The sequence below is a fragment of the Roseibium sp. 10G30-5 genome (assembly GCF_055809635.1).
The window spans coordinates 1,459,357-1,476,243 of record NZ_CM147918.1 but is presented as its reverse complement, the minus strand read 5'-3'; the positions used below and the strand labels follow the sequence as shown (position 1 = coordinate 1,476,243).

At 55.1% G+C, this 16,887-nt stretch carries 16 protein-coding genes and 1 pseudogene; 5 read left to right on the top strand and 12 right to left on the bottom strand.

The genetic code is table 11. The features are described 5' to 3' along the window. Positions 1–103 precede the first annotated feature (103 nt). Positions 104–271: a DUF1328 domain-containing protein gene (locus AC0L7U_RS07530; protein WP_473695035.1), complete on the top strand. Its 168-nt coding sequence runs from the start codon at positions 104–106 to the stop codon at positions 269–271. 101 nt (positions 272–372) lie between these two features. Here the strand turns inward: AC0L7U_RS07530 and AC0L7U_RS07525 are convergent, their stop codons facing one another. The 3 genes from AC0L7U_RS07525 to AC0L7U_RS07515 all read right to left on the bottom strand — a co-directional run bounded on the left by AC0L7U_RS07525 (position 373) and on the right by AC0L7U_RS07515 (position 2,704). Beyond that, positions 373–1,683, bottom strand: a complete 1,311-nt coding sequence (locus AC0L7U_RS07525) for a DUF2254 domain-containing protein (RefSeq protein WP_473695033.1) — start codon at positions 1,681–1,683, stop codon at positions 373–375. 242 nt (positions 1,684–1,925) lie between these two features. Next, a complete protein-coding gene (locus tag AC0L7U_RS07520) occupies positions 1,926–2,489 on the bottom strand; it encodes a sigma-70 family RNA polymerase sigma factor (protein ID WP_473695031.1) in 564 nt (187 codons plus the stop codon). After that, positions 2,486–2,704 (bottom strand): NepR family anti-sigma factor, encoded by a 219-nt coding sequence (locus AC0L7U_RS07515; protein ID WP_473695029.1) that lies wholly within the window; start codon positions 2,702–2,704, stop codon positions 2,486–2,488. The genes AC0L7U_RS07520 and AC0L7U_RS07515 overlap by 4 nt, the downstream gene beginning before the upstream one ends. A gap of 231 nt (positions 2,705–2,935) precedes the next feature. Between AC0L7U_RS07515 and AC0L7U_RS07510 the strand changes: the two genes are divergently transcribed. Next, entirely contained in the window at positions 2,936–3,739 is an 804-nt protein-coding gene (locus tag AC0L7U_RS07510; RefSeq protein WP_473695027.1) for a response regulator, read from the top strand. 371 nt (positions 3,740–4,110) lie between these two features. Further along, positions 4,111–5,775 (top strand): sensor histidine kinase, encoded by a 1,665-nt coding sequence (locus AC0L7U_RS07505; protein WP_473695025.1) that lies wholly within the window; start codon positions 4,111–4,113, stop codon positions 5,773–5,775. Positions 5,776–6,270: 495 nt separating this feature from the next. Here AC0L7U_RS07505 and AC0L7U_RS07500 read toward each other — a convergent pair whose 3' ends face one another. Continuing rightward, positions 6,271–6,786, bottom strand: a complete 516-nt coding sequence (locus AC0L7U_RS07500; RefSeq protein ID WP_473695023.1) for a Dps family protein — start codon at positions 6,784–6,786, stop codon at positions 6,271–6,273. 470 nt (positions 6,787–7,256) lie between these two features. Here AC0L7U_RS07500 and AC0L7U_RS07495 point away from each other — a divergent pair, with 470 nt between their 5' ends. After that, positions 7,257–8,483 (top strand): alpha,alpha-trehalose-phosphate synthase (UDP-forming), encoded by a 1,227-nt coding sequence (locus AC0L7U_RS07495; protein ID WP_473695021.1) that lies wholly within the window; start codon positions 7,257–7,259, stop codon positions 8,481–8,483. After that, the gene (locus tag AC0L7U_RS07490) at positions 8,449–8,691 is read left to right on the top strand and encodes a trehalose-6-phosphate synthase (protein WP_473695019.1); all 243 of its coding nucleotides are present in this window, start codon (positions 8,449–8,451) and stop codon (positions 8,689–8,691) included. Before AC0L7U_RS07495 ends, AC0L7U_RS07490 begins: the two co-directional genes overlap by 35 nt. A 485-nt stretch (positions 8,692–9,176) precedes the next feature. Here AC0L7U_RS07490 and AC0L7U_RS07485 read toward each other — a convergent pair whose 3' ends face one another. From AC0L7U_RS07485 to AC0L7U_RS07450, 8 genes and pseudogenes are all read right to left on the bottom strand, one after another. Further along, the gene (locus AC0L7U_RS07485; protein ID WP_473695017.1) at positions 9,177–9,746 is read right to left on the bottom strand and encodes a hypothetical protein; all 570 of its coding nucleotides are present in this window, start codon (positions 9,744–9,746) and stop codon (positions 9,177–9,179) included. A 68-nt stretch (positions 9,747–9,814) separates the two neighbouring features. Beyond that, positions 9,815–10,246 carry a hypothetical protein gene (locus AC0L7U_RS07480; protein WP_473695015.1) on the bottom strand — a complete coding sequence of 144 codons (432 nt, stop codon included), beginning with the start codon at positions 10,244–10,246 and terminating at the stop codon, positions 9,815–9,817. A 44-nt stretch (positions 10,247–10,290) separates the two neighbouring features. Continuing rightward, positions 10,291–10,665 (bottom strand): hypothetical protein, encoded by a 375-nt coding sequence (locus AC0L7U_RS07475; RefSeq protein WP_473695013.1) that lies wholly within the window; start codon positions 10,663–10,665, stop codon positions 10,291–10,293. Then, complete coding sequence (locus AC0L7U_RS07470) at positions 10,662–11,057, bottom strand: phage holin family protein (RefSeq protein ID WP_473695012.1); 396 nt, start codon at positions 11,055–11,057, stop codon at positions 10,662–10,664. Before AC0L7U_RS07470 ends, AC0L7U_RS07475 begins: the two co-directional genes overlap by 4 nt. 225 nt (positions 11,058–11,282) lie before the next feature. Continuing rightward, positions 11,283–13,281, bottom strand: a pseudogene (locus AC0L7U_RS07465) (CocE/NonD family hydrolase). A 79-nt stretch (positions 13,282–13,360) separates the two neighbouring features. Beyond that, positions 13,361–14,983, bottom strand: coding sequence for an ABC transporter ATP-binding protein (locus AC0L7U_RS07460; protein WP_473695699.1), 1,623 nt, complete (start codon positions 14,981–14,983; stop codon positions 13,361–13,363). Between the two features lie 25 nt (positions 14,984–15,008). Then, positions 15,009–15,836 carry an ABC transporter permease gene (locus tag AC0L7U_RS07455; RefSeq protein ID WP_473695010.1) on the bottom strand — a complete coding sequence of 276 codons (828 nt, stop codon included), beginning with the start codon at positions 15,834–15,836 and terminating at the stop codon, positions 15,009–15,011. Continuing rightward, positions 15,833–16,864, bottom strand: coding sequence for an ABC transporter permease (locus AC0L7U_RS07450; protein ID WP_473695008.1), 1,032 nt, complete (start codon positions 16,862–16,864; stop codon positions 15,833–15,835). The genes AC0L7U_RS07455 and AC0L7U_RS07450 overlap by 4 nt, the downstream gene beginning before the upstream one ends. Positions 16,865–16,887: the final 23 nt, after the last annotated feature.

Here is a 16,887-nt window from a genome sequence, read left to right as displayed (position 1 = left end):
TTTATATATGTTCTTTCTTTTTAGAAATTTTGGAAACGAATGGGAACGCCTTTCGAGGTGAATAGTTTATTGCATATCAATATACGCTTTCTGGAGATTAGTTATGCTTTCTTGGGCTCTGTTTTTCCTTGTTGTGGCCTTGATCGCCGCAGTTCTCGGGTTTGGTGGGATCGCCGGTACGGCAATCGGAATTGCCAAGTTGATTTTCTTCGTTGCGATCGTTCTCTTCGTGATCTCTGCAATCATGCACCTTGTGCGCGGACGCGCCTGACGGTCAGCACATCGCCAGCTTGAGTGACTAAAAAAGGCTCTTTCGGAGAAATCCGAAGAGCCTTTTATTTTATTCTTTTACTTAAAAAAATTCAAAACTACTTAGCTGAATGTCTTGAGTGAAAAATGGGCGTGCGTTCGACGAAACGAGGCTGCAAGCGCCTTGCGATCGGTGCGGCTGGTAATGGAGGCATTCACATCTTCGGCAAGGGCAAGGACGTGCCGATGTAGCACCGGCAGATAGCCTGGCAATGCCACAATGGCCATTCGTCCGAGTGCCTCGATCAAATGGTGGGACACCAGAACATTTCGCTTGGCCGCTTCGCGAAGCGGGTCAAGTGCAGCTGAAAGCATGTCGTGGACGTGCAGCCGGTTCAGCCAGACACGAGGAATGTCATTCCCATCCAGAACCAGGGCCGAGACTGCTCCACGTTGGACGATCTGTGCCAGCGATGCCGATAGATGATCGATCGAACTGATGGCCGTGTAGCTGTCATTGATGCCGGGGGAAAGAGCTCTCAGCGCAATTTCAACGTTCAGATGAACTGCAAAGCGAATGTCGCCATCGGGTGCGCGGGCATAAGCGCATTGGACGCAGGCGGTGAGGTGCCGCGTCTTGACGAGATCGGCAGTGCCGCCGTAGGCGCGCATGATTGGTTGACCGGGAATGATGTACATGCCTGGATTCACAAGTACTTCGATAAAGCCATCTGCTTTTTGGGCATGCTGGGCCAGTTTGTCGCCATCGATAGACGTAATGTAACCAGCTTGCAGGCTGTTGATCAGTGTATATCGTGATCCTGGAATTGCAGCGCGCTCATTGTCATTCTGTTCTGGATCATCGCGCATCAAGTGATCGATGGAGGCCCGCAAGGATTTTTGAACGCGGCCGATCTCATTGTCGACCATGATGCGTTGCGCCACGTCATTGACGAAATAAATAAGCCAGAACAAACTTGCTGCGGCCAGAAGAATGCCGATGACCACGCTCAGATGCGGCGTTGAATTGTCGTCAATCTGATAAAGCGTCACGAGAGAGTAAAGAAAAGTAGCCCCGAGCAGGCCGACAGTGACCTGGTTGACGCGATTGTCGGTAAAGGTCTCAAGCAGACGCGGTCCGATGTTGCCAGCCGCCAGCGTGAAGACGACCAGTGTCAGCGAGTATACAAGGCTGAGCACCGACATCATGGCACCAGCAATTGTTGACAGAACAGAACGAGCTCCGTCCGGGCTGATGTCCAGGGTCGGGATTTGTTGGAGGACGTGCGATACTGCAGAGATATCGTTCACCATTGGGGTGAACAGGCCGATAAACGCTCCCACGGCAGCAAAGGCCATCGGGATGAACATGAAATCGCGCGTCAAACGATTGAGCTTGACCATCAGAGAAAATTCACCGGGCGCCTGGTCCATCAGGAATGTCCCGTGCAGTGCTGATTCAACTCGCGGTTCTGTTTCGCTTCAAGCATAAAGACCTCGATGTGGCTACGAGGAAATGCCGGAAGGCCGTGTCCTCTTTTTTTGGATGAGGATCACGGCCTCCGAAACTTGGTGGTCGATGAGGTTGGTGCACAATCATCTGGAGCTAAGCCAGACCTGATACGAGAGACTAAGCCATCTCTCGAATTCTTTTCCATTTTTGGTTTGAGTGCCCGTCAGCGGTAGTGCGTTGACAAAGCCTTGTTGAGCATCTCGGCAGATGCTGCAACAGCAGCTTCATCGCGTTTGAACTCTTCGGTACCATTCATGAGTTCTTCGAGCCGCATTCGAGCTCTGGAAACACGGCTTTTAATGGTGCCGACGCGTGTTCCGAGAATTTCAGCCGCTTCTTCATAGGAGAAACCGCTTGCTCCGATCAGAACCAATGCCTCGCGCTGGTCTTCAGGCAGACACTGCAGGGCATTTAGGAAGTCACGCATTTCCAGATGACCGCTTTGCTGCGGCTTTGCGGTTAAGCCTGCTGCATGATCTCCATCAGAATCAGCGACTTCACGCTGACGTTTGCGGCCTTCGGTATAGTACTGGTTGCGCAGGATGGTGATCAGCCAAGCCTTAAGGTTGGTCCCCTCGGTAAAGCGCGCCCGATTGGCGATCGCTTTGGCAAGGGTTTCCTGCACCAGATCGTCGGCCCTGTCTTTGTTACCGGAGAGTGATCGGGCAAACGCGCGCAAAGACGGTATCGCCTGAACAAGATCCGTTTTAAATGTGCTTTCGCTCACCTTGAATCCTCTTCGTTGGATCCGGATTTTACGGATTTGGTATCAAGTTCGGTCAAGATGCTGAGCATATCGTCAGGAATATCTTCCAGCAGCGCTTCATCATAGATGCGCTTGAGCTGGTTCCCGATCCAGTCTTCCCTCGTTTCTCCTAATGAGTGGGGGGTAATGACGCCGCCGGCAAGACGTGCGTCTTTTTCCTGTCCCTTGTTGGCCATCTTAGCTCCTAAATCTCTTAGGCGAAAACAGCGGTACCTGCTCTGACCTGAGATGCTTATTTATCTTCGTGTTTGGGAATAAACGACGAAAAGATGAGAAAGTTCCTACGTGGCGGGAACTTTTTTTAGAGCGTGCTGTTTACCGTTGAAAGCTCATGCACAAAGAGCGCGAAGTGGGGGCGGTTCATATGTGCCCCGGCTTATAAAAAAGACGGAAAAGGGATTATAGTAATGTCTGGAAGTTTAGCCCAAGAGATTGCTCCGCATCTGCCCTACCTGAGACGCTACGCGCGTGCGTTGGCAGGGTCTCAGTCCAGCGGTGATGCGCATGTACGCGCCTGCCTTCAAGCTCTGGTCTCGGACCCGACATCGTTCGACATCACAGGTGGAGTAAAGATCGGGCTCTATCGTTTGTTCCATGCTTTGTGGAACGCAGCAGCGATGCCTCAGCTTGTCTCGGAAAATGCCATTTCGATTTTCGAGCAAACCGCACGCCAGCGACTTCTTGCCATGACGCCGGAAAGCCGTCAGACATTGCTTCTGACGACGCTTGAAGGCTTTCGCACGGAAGAAGCTGCCATGATCATCAATCGCAGCGAGGATGAAGTGCGTAGCTTCATTCAGGAAGCGATTGATGAAATTGATCGCCAGACACGCACGGACGTGCTGATCATTGAAGATGAGCCGTTGATCTCGATGGACCTGGCTGACATCGTCAATGGACTTGAGCACCGTGTCACCGCTGTCGCCCGCACTGCAGGCGAGGCTGTTGATGCAGCACGTCGCGAACGTCCGGGTCTCGTTCTTGCCGATATCCAGTTGGCAGATGGCTCGTCCGGCATCGATGCAGTGAAGGAGATCCTCGGTGAATTCGAAGTTCCGGTGATCTTTATCACATCCTTCCCTGAACGCCTGTTGACGGGGGAGCGGCCTGAGCCGACCTTCCTGATCACCAAGCCGTTCGACCCGAATACGGTCAAAGCTGCTATTTCGCAGGCTTTGTTCTTCAAGGCGGCGTCTTCGGAAGCTGCTTGATGTTCGTGCAAAACTGCTCGCCTGATGTGCATTTGATACTGTTTGGTGCGCGTGGGGCGAGCATAGCTTGATGAAGCCTGTTTTGCCTTGCGATTGTTGATGTCAGCGATCCTCTCTCAGGACATGACAAGGCAATCGCAAGGCGGCTTGACGGTTTCAGTTCTTGCTTGCGTGGAACGGAGTGTTCTGGTCGCAAGCAAGTCTGTGCGATTTGTCAGAACTATGCGCGAACGGGCAAGAGCTTGCGTGTTTTAGTCAGTATTGCTCGGGCGACTTTGCATTTTCTGTCTGATACATGCATGCATCTGAATACGGGCTTTTTCAAAGGGCCTGTTTCCGAAATGCCCTCGCTTCTTGATTGGTGAATTCTCTTGGATCTCGTTCTGCTTTCGGGGTTGTTTTTTGTCGTTTCCGCGATCGCACTGGCCGTCTCGGCTGTGCTGTTTTTGCGGTGGTGGCCAAGAGCAGAGTATCTTTTCCGGTATAGTACGCTTGGTTATGTCGCCTCGATCCTGTTGACGGCGGCATTTCCGATGCGGGCTGTTCTGCATCATGCCGTTGACGCCCCTCTCGATTGGCTGAACGATCTGGTTTTTATTGCGTCCTGCACGGCATTGATTGTCTCACTGTGGGTTGTGTTTCGAACCCCCAAAGTTCTGGAGTATCTTCGGAAAGGTGAAAAGGACCGTGAGCGTTTCAGCAATGTGCTTTCCAATACCTTGCTTGATTCCAACATCTGCGCCTTCATTCAGAACCGTGAGCTAAAATACACCTGGATCTATAGCCCGCTTTTCAGCGGCAATGGCGAAGGCAGCAGCGCTCGGGCCGTGAACGAAAAAATGCTGGCGCGCTATGACACCTCTGACATTCGCGCCATGAAGCAAAAGGTGCTGAAGGAAGGGGCCACCTGTTCCTGTGAAATCACCTGGGTGACGGCAGATTCTCAGGAAATCCATGCCGAACTTCGCATTCAACCGACCCGTAATACGCGCCATGAAATCGATGGCCTGTTTGCAACCATTGTCGATCTGACGGAGAAGAATTTTTTCGAGGTTCGTTTGGCCGCAATGGCTGCCCAAATTGCGGAGGCCAACCAGCGCTTTGAACGGGTCTTGATGGGATCTCCTACCTCGATTTTCGAGCAGGACATGAACTTGCGCTACGTTGGCGCGGTGAATGCCTCGATCGTTCAGGACGACGAGGAGTTGATCGGTAAATCTGACTATGAGATTTTTGACGGCGATGATCGTTTCAAGATCGTATCACCGAAGAAGCATGTTCTGGAGACAGGAGAGCCTGTATCCTTTGATGTTGAGCTTGGTCTCGACATAGGAAATTCTACCTATCTGTCCATCAAACTGGACCCTAAGCTGTCGGTGGATGGTGAGGTGGTTGGCTTGCTTGGCACTGCCATTGATCTGTCTGATCGCCGCCGCCATGAGCGCCAGATGCGCGTTGTCATGCGTGAGCTGACGCATCGTTCCAAGAATTTGTTGGCTGTCATTCAGGCGATGGCACGTCAGACGGCAGCACGCACCGTGGACAAAGACGATTTCGTGCGCAAATTCTCAGCCAGGTTACAAGCCATGGCCGCATCGCATGACTTGCTGGTATCGCATTCATGGGTTGGGGCGGAGATCGGCGAGCTGGTGCGCGCGCAACTGGCGCAAACGCTGGACACCTATAGTGATCGTATCACCATCAAGGGAGACACGATGCAGGTGTCCGCAGATACAGCACAGAATCTGGGGTTGGGTTTGCATGAGCTGACGACCAACGCGACGAAATATGGCTCGTTGTCCAATCTGGATGGGCATTTGCAGATCAGTTGGGTCCACGAAGGTGATTCAGTGCGTTTGATCTGGGAGGAAACCGGCGGTCCGTCAGTGAGTGCACCGGAGAGATCCGGTTTTGGTAGTGTCTTGCTGCAAAATTCCGTGGGACCGTCTCTGGGAGGCACTGTTGATATGGACTTTCGGCCCGAAGGCTTGCGCTGCGAGATTGTTTTTCCGGACAAGACCATTGTCGCCAAATAAATTGATTATCGCGCAGGCGTAATCATTGGCTCACGGTGTGTGCGCAATCTTCGCGGTCGCGACCTTGAGGTGCTTGAAAGGAGCCTCATTGCGACAGATCTGGATGAACAGAACAGACTTATCTGTTCAAGCGCTTGGGAAGCGTTTGACCTTTAATGGCTTCGCTCATTGGAGACCAGTTCACTCAGGCACCGATCAATCTCATCAATCAGGGTCTTCTGTCGGTCCTGATGGGTCAGAGCATGATGTTTCATTCGCATGCATGTTGCCCGCCAGCTTTTCAGTGCTGTTTCTTTTTGCGTCTTGGTCAAAAGGTCATCTGACAGAACCGCAGATGGGTTTGTGAACCCTGCAAATGTGTTTGGCCTTGGCATGGTATTGTAAATCTGATTTCGAGGTTTCTGCACAGAGACATATCACGAAAATGTGATGAATTCTCTAACCCGCCTTATGCAGGAGGGCAGGTGAAGAATCACCACCCTCCTGCATTGAGTATTACTCTGTAATGATTGCGCGCAACATCCAAGATGCCTTTTCATGGAAGGTCAGGCGGGCCGTCAACATATCTTCAGTTACCAAGTCATGATTGTCGCCAGCATACTTGGCGACATCTCGCATCTTTGCGGAAATGCGTTCGTGGCTGTCGACGAGGTCGCGGATCATGTGCAGGGCGTCCGGGCTTGTGCCATTGGACGAGAGCGTGCCCAGGTTCAGTGTGATGTTGTTCATGTTCACCGGTGCCGGATGTCCGAGGGCGCGAATCCGCTCGGCGATAACATCGGCAGCCGAGAACAGGTCTTCGTAATGCTCTTCCGTCAGTTCGTGGATCGACTTGAACAAGGGGCCGACAACGTTCCAGTGATAAAGATGCGACTTCAGCACAAGCAGATAAGTATCCGTCAGGATCGTTGAGAGATGCTTGGCAAGCTGCTCGCGGGCCTCGGTGTCAATGCCGGTGTGGAGATCCTGATCGTCTTTTGTGCGGACCTTGAGAACTTCTGCGGATGTCATTTTCGGCTCTCCTGTTTGCTGGGTTGGGTCAATCGGCTAGGCTCTTTCGAAAAGGCGTGGCGTGCGTTTTGTTCTGGCGGTCAAAAAGATCACTGTCCTCGCCCGACGAGACATGAAACAGATTTTTCACTCTCCGGTTGATCTCTCATTCCTGCTGTTTGAAGCACATGAGCGAACTCGGGAGACAGACGGGGTCGAAACAGTCTGACGCCTCCATAAACTCAGGAAACCAGCCATTTTGGCTTGTTTCCCGTCTGTTTGCTTGGCTGATATATCAACGCATGCCTTTGAACCTGGTTCCCTTCATAACCAAGCAACTTCATCGGTTTCCATGCTCGAAAAGTCTCGGCGTTTGGAAATCTTGCAAGGGCAAAACAGAGGAACCTCGTGCCTTTTGATGCGTTTACTGTGCGGTGCAATATTTCTGATTTGTATTGTCTCATCCACTAAGACAAATAAGGAGAACGTGCATGTCGCGCTTGGTTGTGCTCGCGAACAGGATGCCGCTGGGAGCGAACCCGTCCGGCGGACTGGTTGTCGCCCTTCAGGATACGATGGAAGCCAGTGGCGGCGTTTGGGTCGGCGTTTTGTCCGATGCAGAAGGCAAGGCATCGCAGGGAGCTCTTGTCGAACAGGGCGAAGGCTTTACCGTGCGCTCACATCCAGGCGGTCCATTTGATCGGTTGAGCGTGTCTGTGCCCGATGCAGAATATGATGATTATTATCTCGGGTTTGCCAACTCTGTTCTGTGGCCATTATGCCATGGACGAACTGATCTGATCGAATTTGTACCCAATTATCTGACGGCTTACAAAAGCGTCAATGACAAGATTGCAAAGGCCATTGCCGCAGATCTTCGCCATGATGATGTGATCTGGGTGCATGATTATCATCTGTTGCCGCTCGCAGCTTCTCTGCGTGCCAACGGTGTTCACAACCCTATCGGGTTCTTCCTGCATATTCCATTTCCATCAGCTGCCAACATTGGTGCCTTGTCGAACATGCGTGAGTTCGCTGGCTGGTTGTCTAATTTCGATCTCGTTGGTTTGCAGACTCAACGCGATGTAGCGTCCGCCCTCGAGGTTTTTCGACAGTTCCCCGGCAGCACCTTCCTGATGGATGGAACCGTGCGTTATGGTCATCGCAGTGTTGATGTCAAAAGCTTTCCCATCGGCATCGAGGCGAAGGGGTTCACCGAAACTGCAGCAGAGGCGGTGAAAGACAATCCGCGCTCGCCAGAGCGTCCTCTGATTATCGGAGCCGAGCGGCTTGATTACTCAAAAGGTTTGCCACAGCGCTTTCAGGCTTTTCGACACTTGCTGAAGACGGAAGAAGACTTTCGCGGGAAAGTCACCTATTTGCAGATTGCCCAGCCGACGCGTGAAAACGTCAAGGCTTACAGGGATATTCGTGAGGAACTTGAAAGCCTGTCGGGTGAGATCAACGGCCAGTTTGCTGACATTGATTATACGCCGATCCAGTACATCTATCGCTCTGTGCCGCGCCAGCGCCTCAGTGGTTTGTTGCGCAAGGCTGTCGTCGGTCTTGTGACGCCCCTTGCTGATGGCATGAACTTGGTTGCCAAGGAATATGTCGCCGCACAGGATCCAAAAGACCTAGAGTGTGCTGATCCTGTCGAATTTCGCTGGCGCGGTCGAACAGATGGGCGACCATGCCCTTATCGCCAATCCTTATGACATCGATCAGATGACGGGCTGTATCGTTGAGGCTCTCAGAATGCCTCTGGATGAACGGCAGGAACGTCACGCGGCGCTTTTGAAATCCGTTCAGGATGAGGATGTTAATTGGTGGGCGCGGCATTTTCTTGATGCGCTGGAAAGCAAGAAACTTGGTGGAGAATTCCTGTCGTTTCTAGAGCAACTGAATGAGGGCGTCGGACCTTGAGGTTGGTCACGCGACTTTATGATTTTCGCAATAGGGCGAGCGGTTTTCTGCTCGCCCTTTTTGTTGCTCAAGACCAGACATGAGATGATCATGCCGGGTGAAATGGGAGATTTCTTCAGGCGTGTGTTTGAAAGGATCACTCTTTTCGTCCCGCCCAGATGATGGCCAAGTGAAACGCTGTGCTCGTTCGCATCGCAGACGTATGGCCGTGGCCACGTACAACAACATCAAGGCCTTCCGGCGCGCCCGCGCCTGGAGTGAGACGGAGTGGGCAGCCGCCTGCAGCAAAGAGCGCTGTATTTGTCTCGTGCTGTTTTTGTTGATGCCGAGAGAGACGACGCGTGGATTGCCGAGAGAACCAGTATCATTGCAGTTAATCGCATTCACTGGTGTTGCGAGTAGCGGATGCCAGATACATCAAAGGCCGGGACGCATTGCGTCTCGGCCTTCAAAACATTTTCACAAGCTCACTGATGTGGCTGGTGTCAGTCGTCGAAGCTTGTCACACGCGACGGAGTGATTGGGTCACTTGCGGGGAAAGTCTCCTCAAGTGCTTCATCCAGATCGTCGGAAATGTCCTGCTCAGCCTGATCCAATTCGTTCTCGGTATCATCAACGAATTCTTCTGCCTTCTTGCGGCCGGTCTTTAGAGCTTCACGGCCCTTTTCGCTGGCCTTGTGCAGCAATTCGTCGCGCTGGGACCCCATGGCCGCATCTTCACGGCTGGTGCGCGGCAGAAGTGCGCCGAGTGCGAAGCCGGCAATCAAGCCCATAGCGCCCACGGCGAAGGGATGTTCACGGGCGAAATCGGCTGTGCGGCGCGTGCTTGTATCATAAGCCTTCTTGCCGCGGGCGACACCGTCACGGTACGTCTGCTCTGCGGTGTCGCGCGCATCATGTGCGAGATCGGATGCCTTGCGGCTTGTCTGACGCGCGAAATCCCGCATCTGAGCTGTGCCACGTTCGGCGCTGTCGGCAACCTTGCTCGTTGCATGACGGGTCCGCTGCTTGGCCTGCTTCTTGAATTCGCGCACGTTTGAATTGGTGCTTTTCATGATAGCCTCGCTTTTAACGCTCTTCATTGTTTCAGGGTTGAGTTTTGAGGGTCTGGACTTAGCCGGAGTCATTCTTCTGTATCCTTTCCTGTCTGGCTTGCCGTCAGAAAACGAGCAGCCAGGAAACCGATCGCTGCGGCGCCAATGGCCAGTGCAGCGGGATGCTTGGCGGCGGCGGCCTTGGCCTGTTGCAGAGTTTCTTCTGCGTCGGCCTGGCTGACCTTGCGTGCGGAAATTTCAATCATGTCCGCAAGTGGGTACTTCAGCGTCGTTGCCAGTGTGAATGTCGGCGAACCGTCCTCGGAGATTTGTGTATCTCGCAGGGATGCCGCAACCTCGGACAGTGTCTGAGCTGCCGTTGCCTGTTGAGCAGCAACGCAAGAATAGAATTCCTTGCGAAGTGTCTCGCCTAAGGCAGATGCTTCCGTGTAGGCAGTGTTTTTCAGATCGTCGAAGTCTTCTTGTGTTGTTTTATCTTCGTACTTGTATCCTGAGGTCATCTCATGCCCCTTTATGTTCGATCTGTTATGTAAATGATGCAATCTTACATTGGTTCCGGGGTTGTTTTTTTATTTGGAGGTGCCGGATCAAATGCTTCAACTGCTGCGTCAAGGCGTTCGCGGTCTTCTTCAGTCAGAACGTCAGCTGTTTGCTTGCGGGCTGAGTAAGAGACAAACCCCTGATACAGCAGGTATCCTGCGGCCAGGCCCGCAAGAGTGCTGGCAACCGGGTTCTTGCGCAGCGTTTCCTGCGTCGATCTCCAGATTTCCTTGGCCTGCGGTGATGTCACGACCTTCTTGACGGACGCAGTCAGTTCTTCTGGCGACAGCCGCTGTTCCATCTCGTCGGCGACATCGGCGACTTTCCGGCGTTGGTCTTCGATTTCACGTTCCAAGTCGGTAACCCCTTGTGATTTCATCGCAGAACCTCTTTGAGTTTTGCGGCATCCTTACGGACCTGAGCTTCCGCGCGTTCCGGGACCAGACGCACGTTCTTGAGTTTGGTTATGCCGATCCAGGAAAGCAGCAGGGCAACGACAACGGCACAGCCACCAACGCAAAGGGCCGCACCCCAGAGGGGCAAACCTGCGGCCGTAACCAGTCCAGCGATCGCGGCGCCCAGGAAGCTGAGAACGGCTGCCCCCACAAAAATGAAGGCCACAATGCACAGTCCAAGACCGGTGCTGGCTTTGATCAGTTGTTCTGTCGTCTCCGCCTTGGCGAGGGCGATTTCCATGCGCAATAATTTTCCAAGCTCTCGCATGAGCTCAGACAACAACTCACTGAATGATGAAGTAGAGCGCGTCTCCATGGTCAGCCTTTCCTCGACAAGCGAAATTCGTCGGGCTCAAGGCCCGTTGTGAGGCAAACTCTCGGAACCCGACTGGGTTCCCGGTCCGACCCTGGTGAGTGCTGGCTCATTAGGGCCGAGCACCGCGGATGAAGCGCGTGTTTCCGGGGGTTTGCAAATAAAAAGCCCCGTCAGCGGTCTGCCGACGAGGCCTTGAAACTTGCGAAGATGGTAAACAGCAGGCGTTTACATGAAATCGCGTTTGACCACTTTTTCGAAGTTGCGGCTATAGATTTCCGTATCGCCTTCGTAAGCGGTCACCTTTGCGGTCGTGGTCCATGTGTCGCGGGTGCACTCCAGTGTTGAAATGGTGCACGTGGTCACTTCCCAGCCATTGGCGCGCTGCTTGCGCGACATCCAATGGATTGTCCCGGTCATCGAATGCGGATCCTGCGGCGAAATCGCCCAATCTTCATCGCGGATCTCCTGCGATCGCAGGCCGGTGTCGGGGTGTTCACTCAGGCCCGTGTCCTCATAAATGCGATAATGGGTCAGCCCGTTCTGCATGTCCCTTTCTACCCGGCGCCGGGTCTCACCGGCCTCCAGCTCGGTATAGACGGGCAGGGGGTTCTGGTTCTCAGGCTCTGCAATGTCGATGCGCTCATGTGCGCCGAGCTTCGGCAGGGCTACCGAGATGGAGGCCGTGTCGATGGTCAGGCCGGGGGCATCCGGTGATGGCAGGATCAGCGGCCAATAGGAGGTCGAGATCGACACACGGATGCGATGTCCTGGTTGGAATCGGTAGCCCATGGCGTCCAACGCCATGGTGATCGGCGTAGAGACACCTTTTTCCAAGGCGCTCGGCAGGGCATTGCTATCGCGGTGTGCAAGATTGAGTACACCGTAACAGGCCCGGGTCGAGGTGCCATCCGGGTGGACATCGACGATGCGCACGGCGAGGTTTTCCCAGTCGGCTTCGCAGGTGACGGTCATCGTTATTGTGGGCGTACCGAGGTACACCGCTTCTTCGCTCAAAGGGGCTGTCTCAAACACCAGCGAGCCGCCGTCGTCGATGCGCTGGTCGCCCGCCATTTCGGCATCGGGCTTGAGCGTAAACCACTCACCCGACGCAATGCCGGTGTCGAGGGGCGACCGGATGAAGCGCGGGCCAACACCTTTTGCGTCGCCTGCGCTGTTCAAGATGCCATTGGCCGAAATTGTCAGCCTGTCAAAATCCGGCGTGGTCCATTCCTGCTTGGCGACCCAATAGCCCGGATCGGCCTCACGGCGCAGAGCTGGCTTTGGCCCGTCGAGAATATAAGCCCGCACCTGCGGTATGTCTTCCGCGCCATTCTCTTCGTCGCGCAGCCAGCGGTTCCACCATTTGATGGCCTCGTCGTGGAAGTCGGTCCGCGGCTTTGGCCAGGCGAAGTGCGGGTACTTATGGACCCATGGGCCGATCAGCGCCTTGGCTTTGCCTGGCATGCCTTCAACCGCCTTCAGGGGCGTGTTGCGATAGCCATCTGCCCAACCGGCCACAACCATGGCAGGGATGGGGAAGCTGTCAAAGTCTTCGCAGATCGAGCCGTGCTCCCAGAAGGCATCCCGACGCTGATGGTCGAGCCACTCTTCCATGAAATAGGGTTCGTTTTCGAGCCGCTCCAGCCACATCTCTTTCCATTGCTCGCCAACCAGTGCCGGATCGGGCGTACGGGACTGATAGGCCAGCATCGTGGCTGCCCACGACAGGTTGGCGTAAAGATGCGTACCATTCTTGTAATGGATGTCGTCGTTGTAGCGATCAACCGTGGATGCCATCGAGTAGACGGCCTTGAGCTGCGGCGGCTTGAGGGCTGCGACCTGAAGGCAGTTGAAGCCACCCTGCGGAGATACCCATCATGCCGACATTGCCATTTGACCAGGGCTGTTCGGCGATCCATTCCAGCACTTCGCAGGCATCGGAAAGCTCACGCTCGGTGTATTCGCCATCAATGACGCCTTCGGATTCACCCGAGCCGCGAATGTCGACGCGAATCCCTGCAATGCCCGCCTGTGCGAATACGGGGTAGGTCGATTCGTCACGTGCATCCGTGCCCCCACGCTTGCGGTAGGGCAAAAATTCCAGAACGGTTGGAACAGGCGTTGATGCTGCGGTGTCGGGCATCCAGATCCGGGTGGCCAGCTTCGTCCCATCTTTCAGGGTGATGTACTGGTCTTCAGAGGTGGTGAAGCCGTGTTGAGACATGGCCATGTACCTTTTGTATTCGGGGGAGTGTTGCGCCAGACCGTTGCGGCCTGACGCGTGATAGGGGGCGGTTCGCGGATCAGTTGCCCGCGCTTGTGATGCGTCGGCTTGCCAGAACGTTTTCCAGCCAGCCGAGCTTCATTTCCGGGACCGACTTCAGCAGTAGGTCCGTATAGTCATCGAAGGGCGGCGAGAGCACGTCGGATTTTGGCCCGAAGCGGACGAGTTGGCCCTGATACATGACGGCGACACTATCGGCGATGGCGCGGACAATGGCGATGTCATGGGTGATGAAGACATAAGAAAGCTGCTTTTCTTTTTGCAGGCTCAACAACAGCTTCAAGATGCCATCGGCGACCAAGGGGTCGAGAGCTGATGTCGGCTCGTCGCAGATGATCAGTTCCGGATTGGCCGCAAGAGCGCGCGCAATCGCAACACGTTGCTTCTGCCCACCCGAGAGTTCCGCCGGATAGCGGTCGACATAGCCGTCGCCCAGTTCGATCTGGTCGAGCAGATCCTTCACTTGTGCCTTGCGGGCTGCTCCGCGTGTGCCGTGGTAGAACGTTAGTGCACGACCGATGATCTTGCCGACGGTCTGGCGCGGGTTCATCGCCGTATCTGCCATCTGGTAGATAAGTTGCAGGCGGCGAAGCTGGTCGCGGTTGCGCTTCTTCAACTCTGGCGGCAAGGTTTCGCCATCGAACCGCACATGGCCACCGGTTTGAGGCAGCAGGCCGGTCGCAACGCGCGCAAGCGTTGATTTCCCGGAGCCGGATTCGCCGACGATGGCCAGTGTTTGCCCCTTGGGAACATGCAGAGAGACATCGAAGAGCACCTGCTTGGCCCCGCTGTAGGCGGCATCAATGTTGGTCATCTCGAAATAGTGCTGCGACTGATCTTCAGCTTCCGCGTGTTTGATCGAGCGTACATTGACCAAGGCGCGTGTGTACTCCGCATCCGGATTTTCGATGATCTTCTGCACGCTGCCATATTCCACGGTCTCGCCGTCGCGCAGCACCATGATATCGTCGGACACCTGAGCGACCACCGCGAGGTCATGGGTGATATACAACGCCGACGTGCCGGTTTCCTCGATAGCGTGCTTGATGGCCGCCAGCACATCGATCTGCGTGGTCACATCGAGCGCCGTCGTTGGTTCGTCGAAGATGATCAGTTCCGGATCGGAACACAGGGCCATTGCAGTCATGGCCCTCTGCAACTGGCCGCCGGAGACCTGATGCGGAAAGCGGTTGCCAAAGGTTTCAGGGTCAGGCAGGCCGAGAACGCGGAACATGTGTTCTGCCTTCTTGCGTGCCTCCGAGCGGCTTAGAATGCCATGCCGCACGGTGGCCTCAATCACTTGATTTCCCAGTTTGTGGGCAGGGTTGAACGAGGCGGCTGCCGATTGTGACACGTAGCAGACGCGCGCTCCGCGAATGCTTCGGATGCCGGATTTACCGAGCTTCAGAATGTCTTCGCCATCAAGCAGCACTTCGCCGCCCGTGATCTCGACACCGCCTCGGCCATACGCGAGGGGCGCCAGGCCGATGGTCGATTTTCCCGCACCGCTTTCGCCGATAAGCCCGAGTACCTTGCCGCGTTCCAGATCAAAGCTGACGTCCTTGACGATCTCAATCTTGCGCGGACGTTCGCCGGGCGGATAGGTCATCGCCCCGATCTGAAGGTTGCGGACCGACAGCATGTGCTTGTTTGTCTTTGCAGTGTCCTCAGGCATCGCCACGGCCTCCCTTCAGGCTGGAGGTTCGCTTCAACAGCCAGTCAACGACCAGGTTGATGCAGATGGTCAGCACGGCAATGGTAGCGCCGGGCACCAGCGCCGCCGGGATGCCGAAAATAATACCGTCCTTGTTGTCCTTCACCATGCCGCCCCAATCCGCCGTGGGCGGTTGGATGCCAAGGCCGAGAAACGACAGGGTGGAGATGAACAGGATGGCGAAGGCCAGCCGCATGCCGAGTTCCGCCAAAAGCGGCGTCAGAGTGTTCGGCAGGATTTCGCGGAAGATAATCCACATCGTGCCTTCCCCGCGCAGCTTGGCGGCTTCAACGAAGTCCATCACCGCAACATCCAGCGCCACGGCGCGTCCGAGACGAAACACGCGGGTGGAATCGAGCACCGCCATGACGATGATCAGCGTCGTCATGTTCTGCGGCAAAGCGGCCAGAACGATCAGCGCGAAAATCAGGGTTGGGATCGACATCATCAGGTCATTGAGACGCGACAGTCCAGCGTCGACCCTGCCGCGAGTGACGGCGGCGGTAAAGCTGAGAACAATGCCAATCGAGAACGACAGAAGCGTCGAGCAGATTGCGACAAACAGCGTGGTTCGGGCGCCGTAGATCAACCGGGAGAGAAGATCGCGGCCCAGATTGTCGAGGCCGAACCAGTGTTGGGCACTGGCGGGAGCCCAGACGTCGCCAACCACCTGGGTTTCGCCGTAAGGTGCAATCCAGGGGGCAAAAAGGGCGCAGACAAAAGCAATCAGGATACCCGTCATGCCGATCCACGCAGAAATGGGGATGGATTTCAGGTTCATCGAGGATGCCTCAGACGCGGGTTTGCAAGAATGGCCAGAATGTCGGCGATCATGTTGAGCGTGATGTAAATGGCCGAGAAGATCAGGCCACAGGCCTGAACAACAGGCAGGTCACGTACGGTCACGGCATCGACCATGTACTGGCCCATGCCGGGATAGACGAACACCACTTCTACAACGACGACACCGACGATCAGGTAAGCCAGATTGAGGGCGACGACATTGATGATCGGAGCCAGCGCATTAGGCGCGGCATGGCGGATGATCGCTCGCATCGCGCCGAGGCCCTTGAGTTCGGCGGTTTCCATATAGGCCGAGGACATGACGCCGATGATGGCAGCGCGTGTCATGCGCATCATGTAGCCCAGCACCACGAGCACCAGCGTTGCCACGGGCAAGACGATCGTATGCAGCTTTTCCCAGATGGACATGCCGTCATAAACGGTTGCCGGGAAAGCGGCGACCGGATGCTTGACCACGAAAAACAGGATCAGCAGGTAGGCGATGAAAAACTCGGGCAGGGAGACCGCCGCCAACGACAGGATATTGATCAGCTTGTCGGGAAAACGGTCGCGGTAAAGCACCGCGAAAAGGCCCAGGATGATGGCAAGAGGAATGGCAATGATCGCCGCACACCCGGCCAACAGCAAGGAATTGCCAAGTCGGTGGCCAATCTGTTTGCTGACGGATTGGCCGCTGGCCCAGGATTTGCCGAAGTCGCCTTGAACCACATCTCCCACCCACTCGATATAACGGGTCGTGACAGGCTTGTTGAGGCCCAACTCCTTGCGGATGTTGGCAACCGCCTGCGGGGTGGCCGATTGACCGAGATAGGTCGTTGCAAAATCACCGGGCAGGGCTTCGATGCCGCCAAAGATCAGCAGTGAACTGGCAAACAGCAGCAGCAGGCCAAGGACGATGCGCTCGAGGATCCGGCCCGCCAAAGGGAAGCGGCTGCGCAGCATTTGCCGCACACCGGGCTTCGGGGGCTTCGCAGGATCTGAAGGTTCGGAAACTGTGTTGGTCATCTGGTTGGTTGACAGATCGCGAT

Excerpts from the sequence above, each read along its gene's own strand:
- AC0L7U_RS07450 (WP_473695008.1), bottom strand. The coding sequence starts at position 16,864 with ATGACCAACACAGTTTCCGAACCTTCAGATCCTGCGAAGCCCCCGAAG.
- AC0L7U_RS07485 (WP_473695017.1), bottom strand. The coding sequence starts at position 9,746 with ATGAAAAGCACCAATTCAAACGTGCGCGAATTCAAGAAGCAGGCCAAG.
- AC0L7U_RS07475 (WP_473695013.1), bottom strand. The coding sequence starts at position 10,665 with ATGAAATCACAAGGGGTTACCGACTTGGAACGTGAAATCGAAGACCAA.
- AC0L7U_RS07480 (WP_473695015.1), bottom strand. The coding sequence starts at position 10,246 with ATGACCTCAGGATACAAGTACGAAGATAAAACAACACAAGAAGACTTC.
- AC0L7U_RS07455 (WP_473695010.1), bottom strand. The coding sequence starts at position 15,836 with ATGAACCTGAAATCCATCCCCATTTCTGCGTGGATCGGCATGACGGGT.
- AC0L7U_RS07530 (WP_473695035.1), top strand. The coding sequence starts at position 104 with ATGCTTTCTTGGGCTCTGTTTTTCCTTGTTGTGGCCTTGATCGCCGCA.
- AC0L7U_RS07460 (WP_473695699.1), bottom strand. The coding sequence starts at position 14,983 with ATGCTGTCGGTCCGCAACCTTCAGATCGGGGCGATGACCTATCCGCCC.
- AC0L7U_RS07490 (WP_473695019.1), top strand. The coding sequence starts at position 8,449 with ATGGGCGACCATGCCCTTATCGCCAATCCTTATGACATCGATCAGATG.
- AC0L7U_RS07525 (WP_473695033.1), bottom strand. The coding sequence starts at position 1,683 with ATGGACCAGGCGCCCGGTGAATTTTCTCTGATGGTCAAGCTCAATCGT.
- AC0L7U_RS07515 (WP_473695029.1), bottom strand. The coding sequence starts at position 2,704 with ATGGCCAACAAGGGACAGGAAAAAGACGCACGTCTTGCCGGCGGCGTC.
- AC0L7U_RS07500 (WP_473695023.1), bottom strand. The coding sequence starts at position 6,786 with ATGACATCCGCAGAAGTTCTCAAGGTCCGCACAAAAGACGATCAGGAT.
- AC0L7U_RS07470 (WP_473695012.1), bottom strand. The coding sequence starts at position 11,057 with ATGGAGACGCGCTCTACTTCATCATTCAGTGAGTTGTTGTCTGAGCTC.
- AC0L7U_RS07495 (WP_473695021.1), top strand. The coding sequence starts at position 7,257 with ATGTCGCGCTTGGTTGTGCTCGCGAACAGGATGCCGCTGGGAGCGAAC.
- AC0L7U_RS07510 (WP_473695027.1), top strand. The coding sequence starts at position 2,936 with ATGTCTGGAAGTTTAGCCCAAGAGATTGCTCCGCATCTGCCCTACCTG.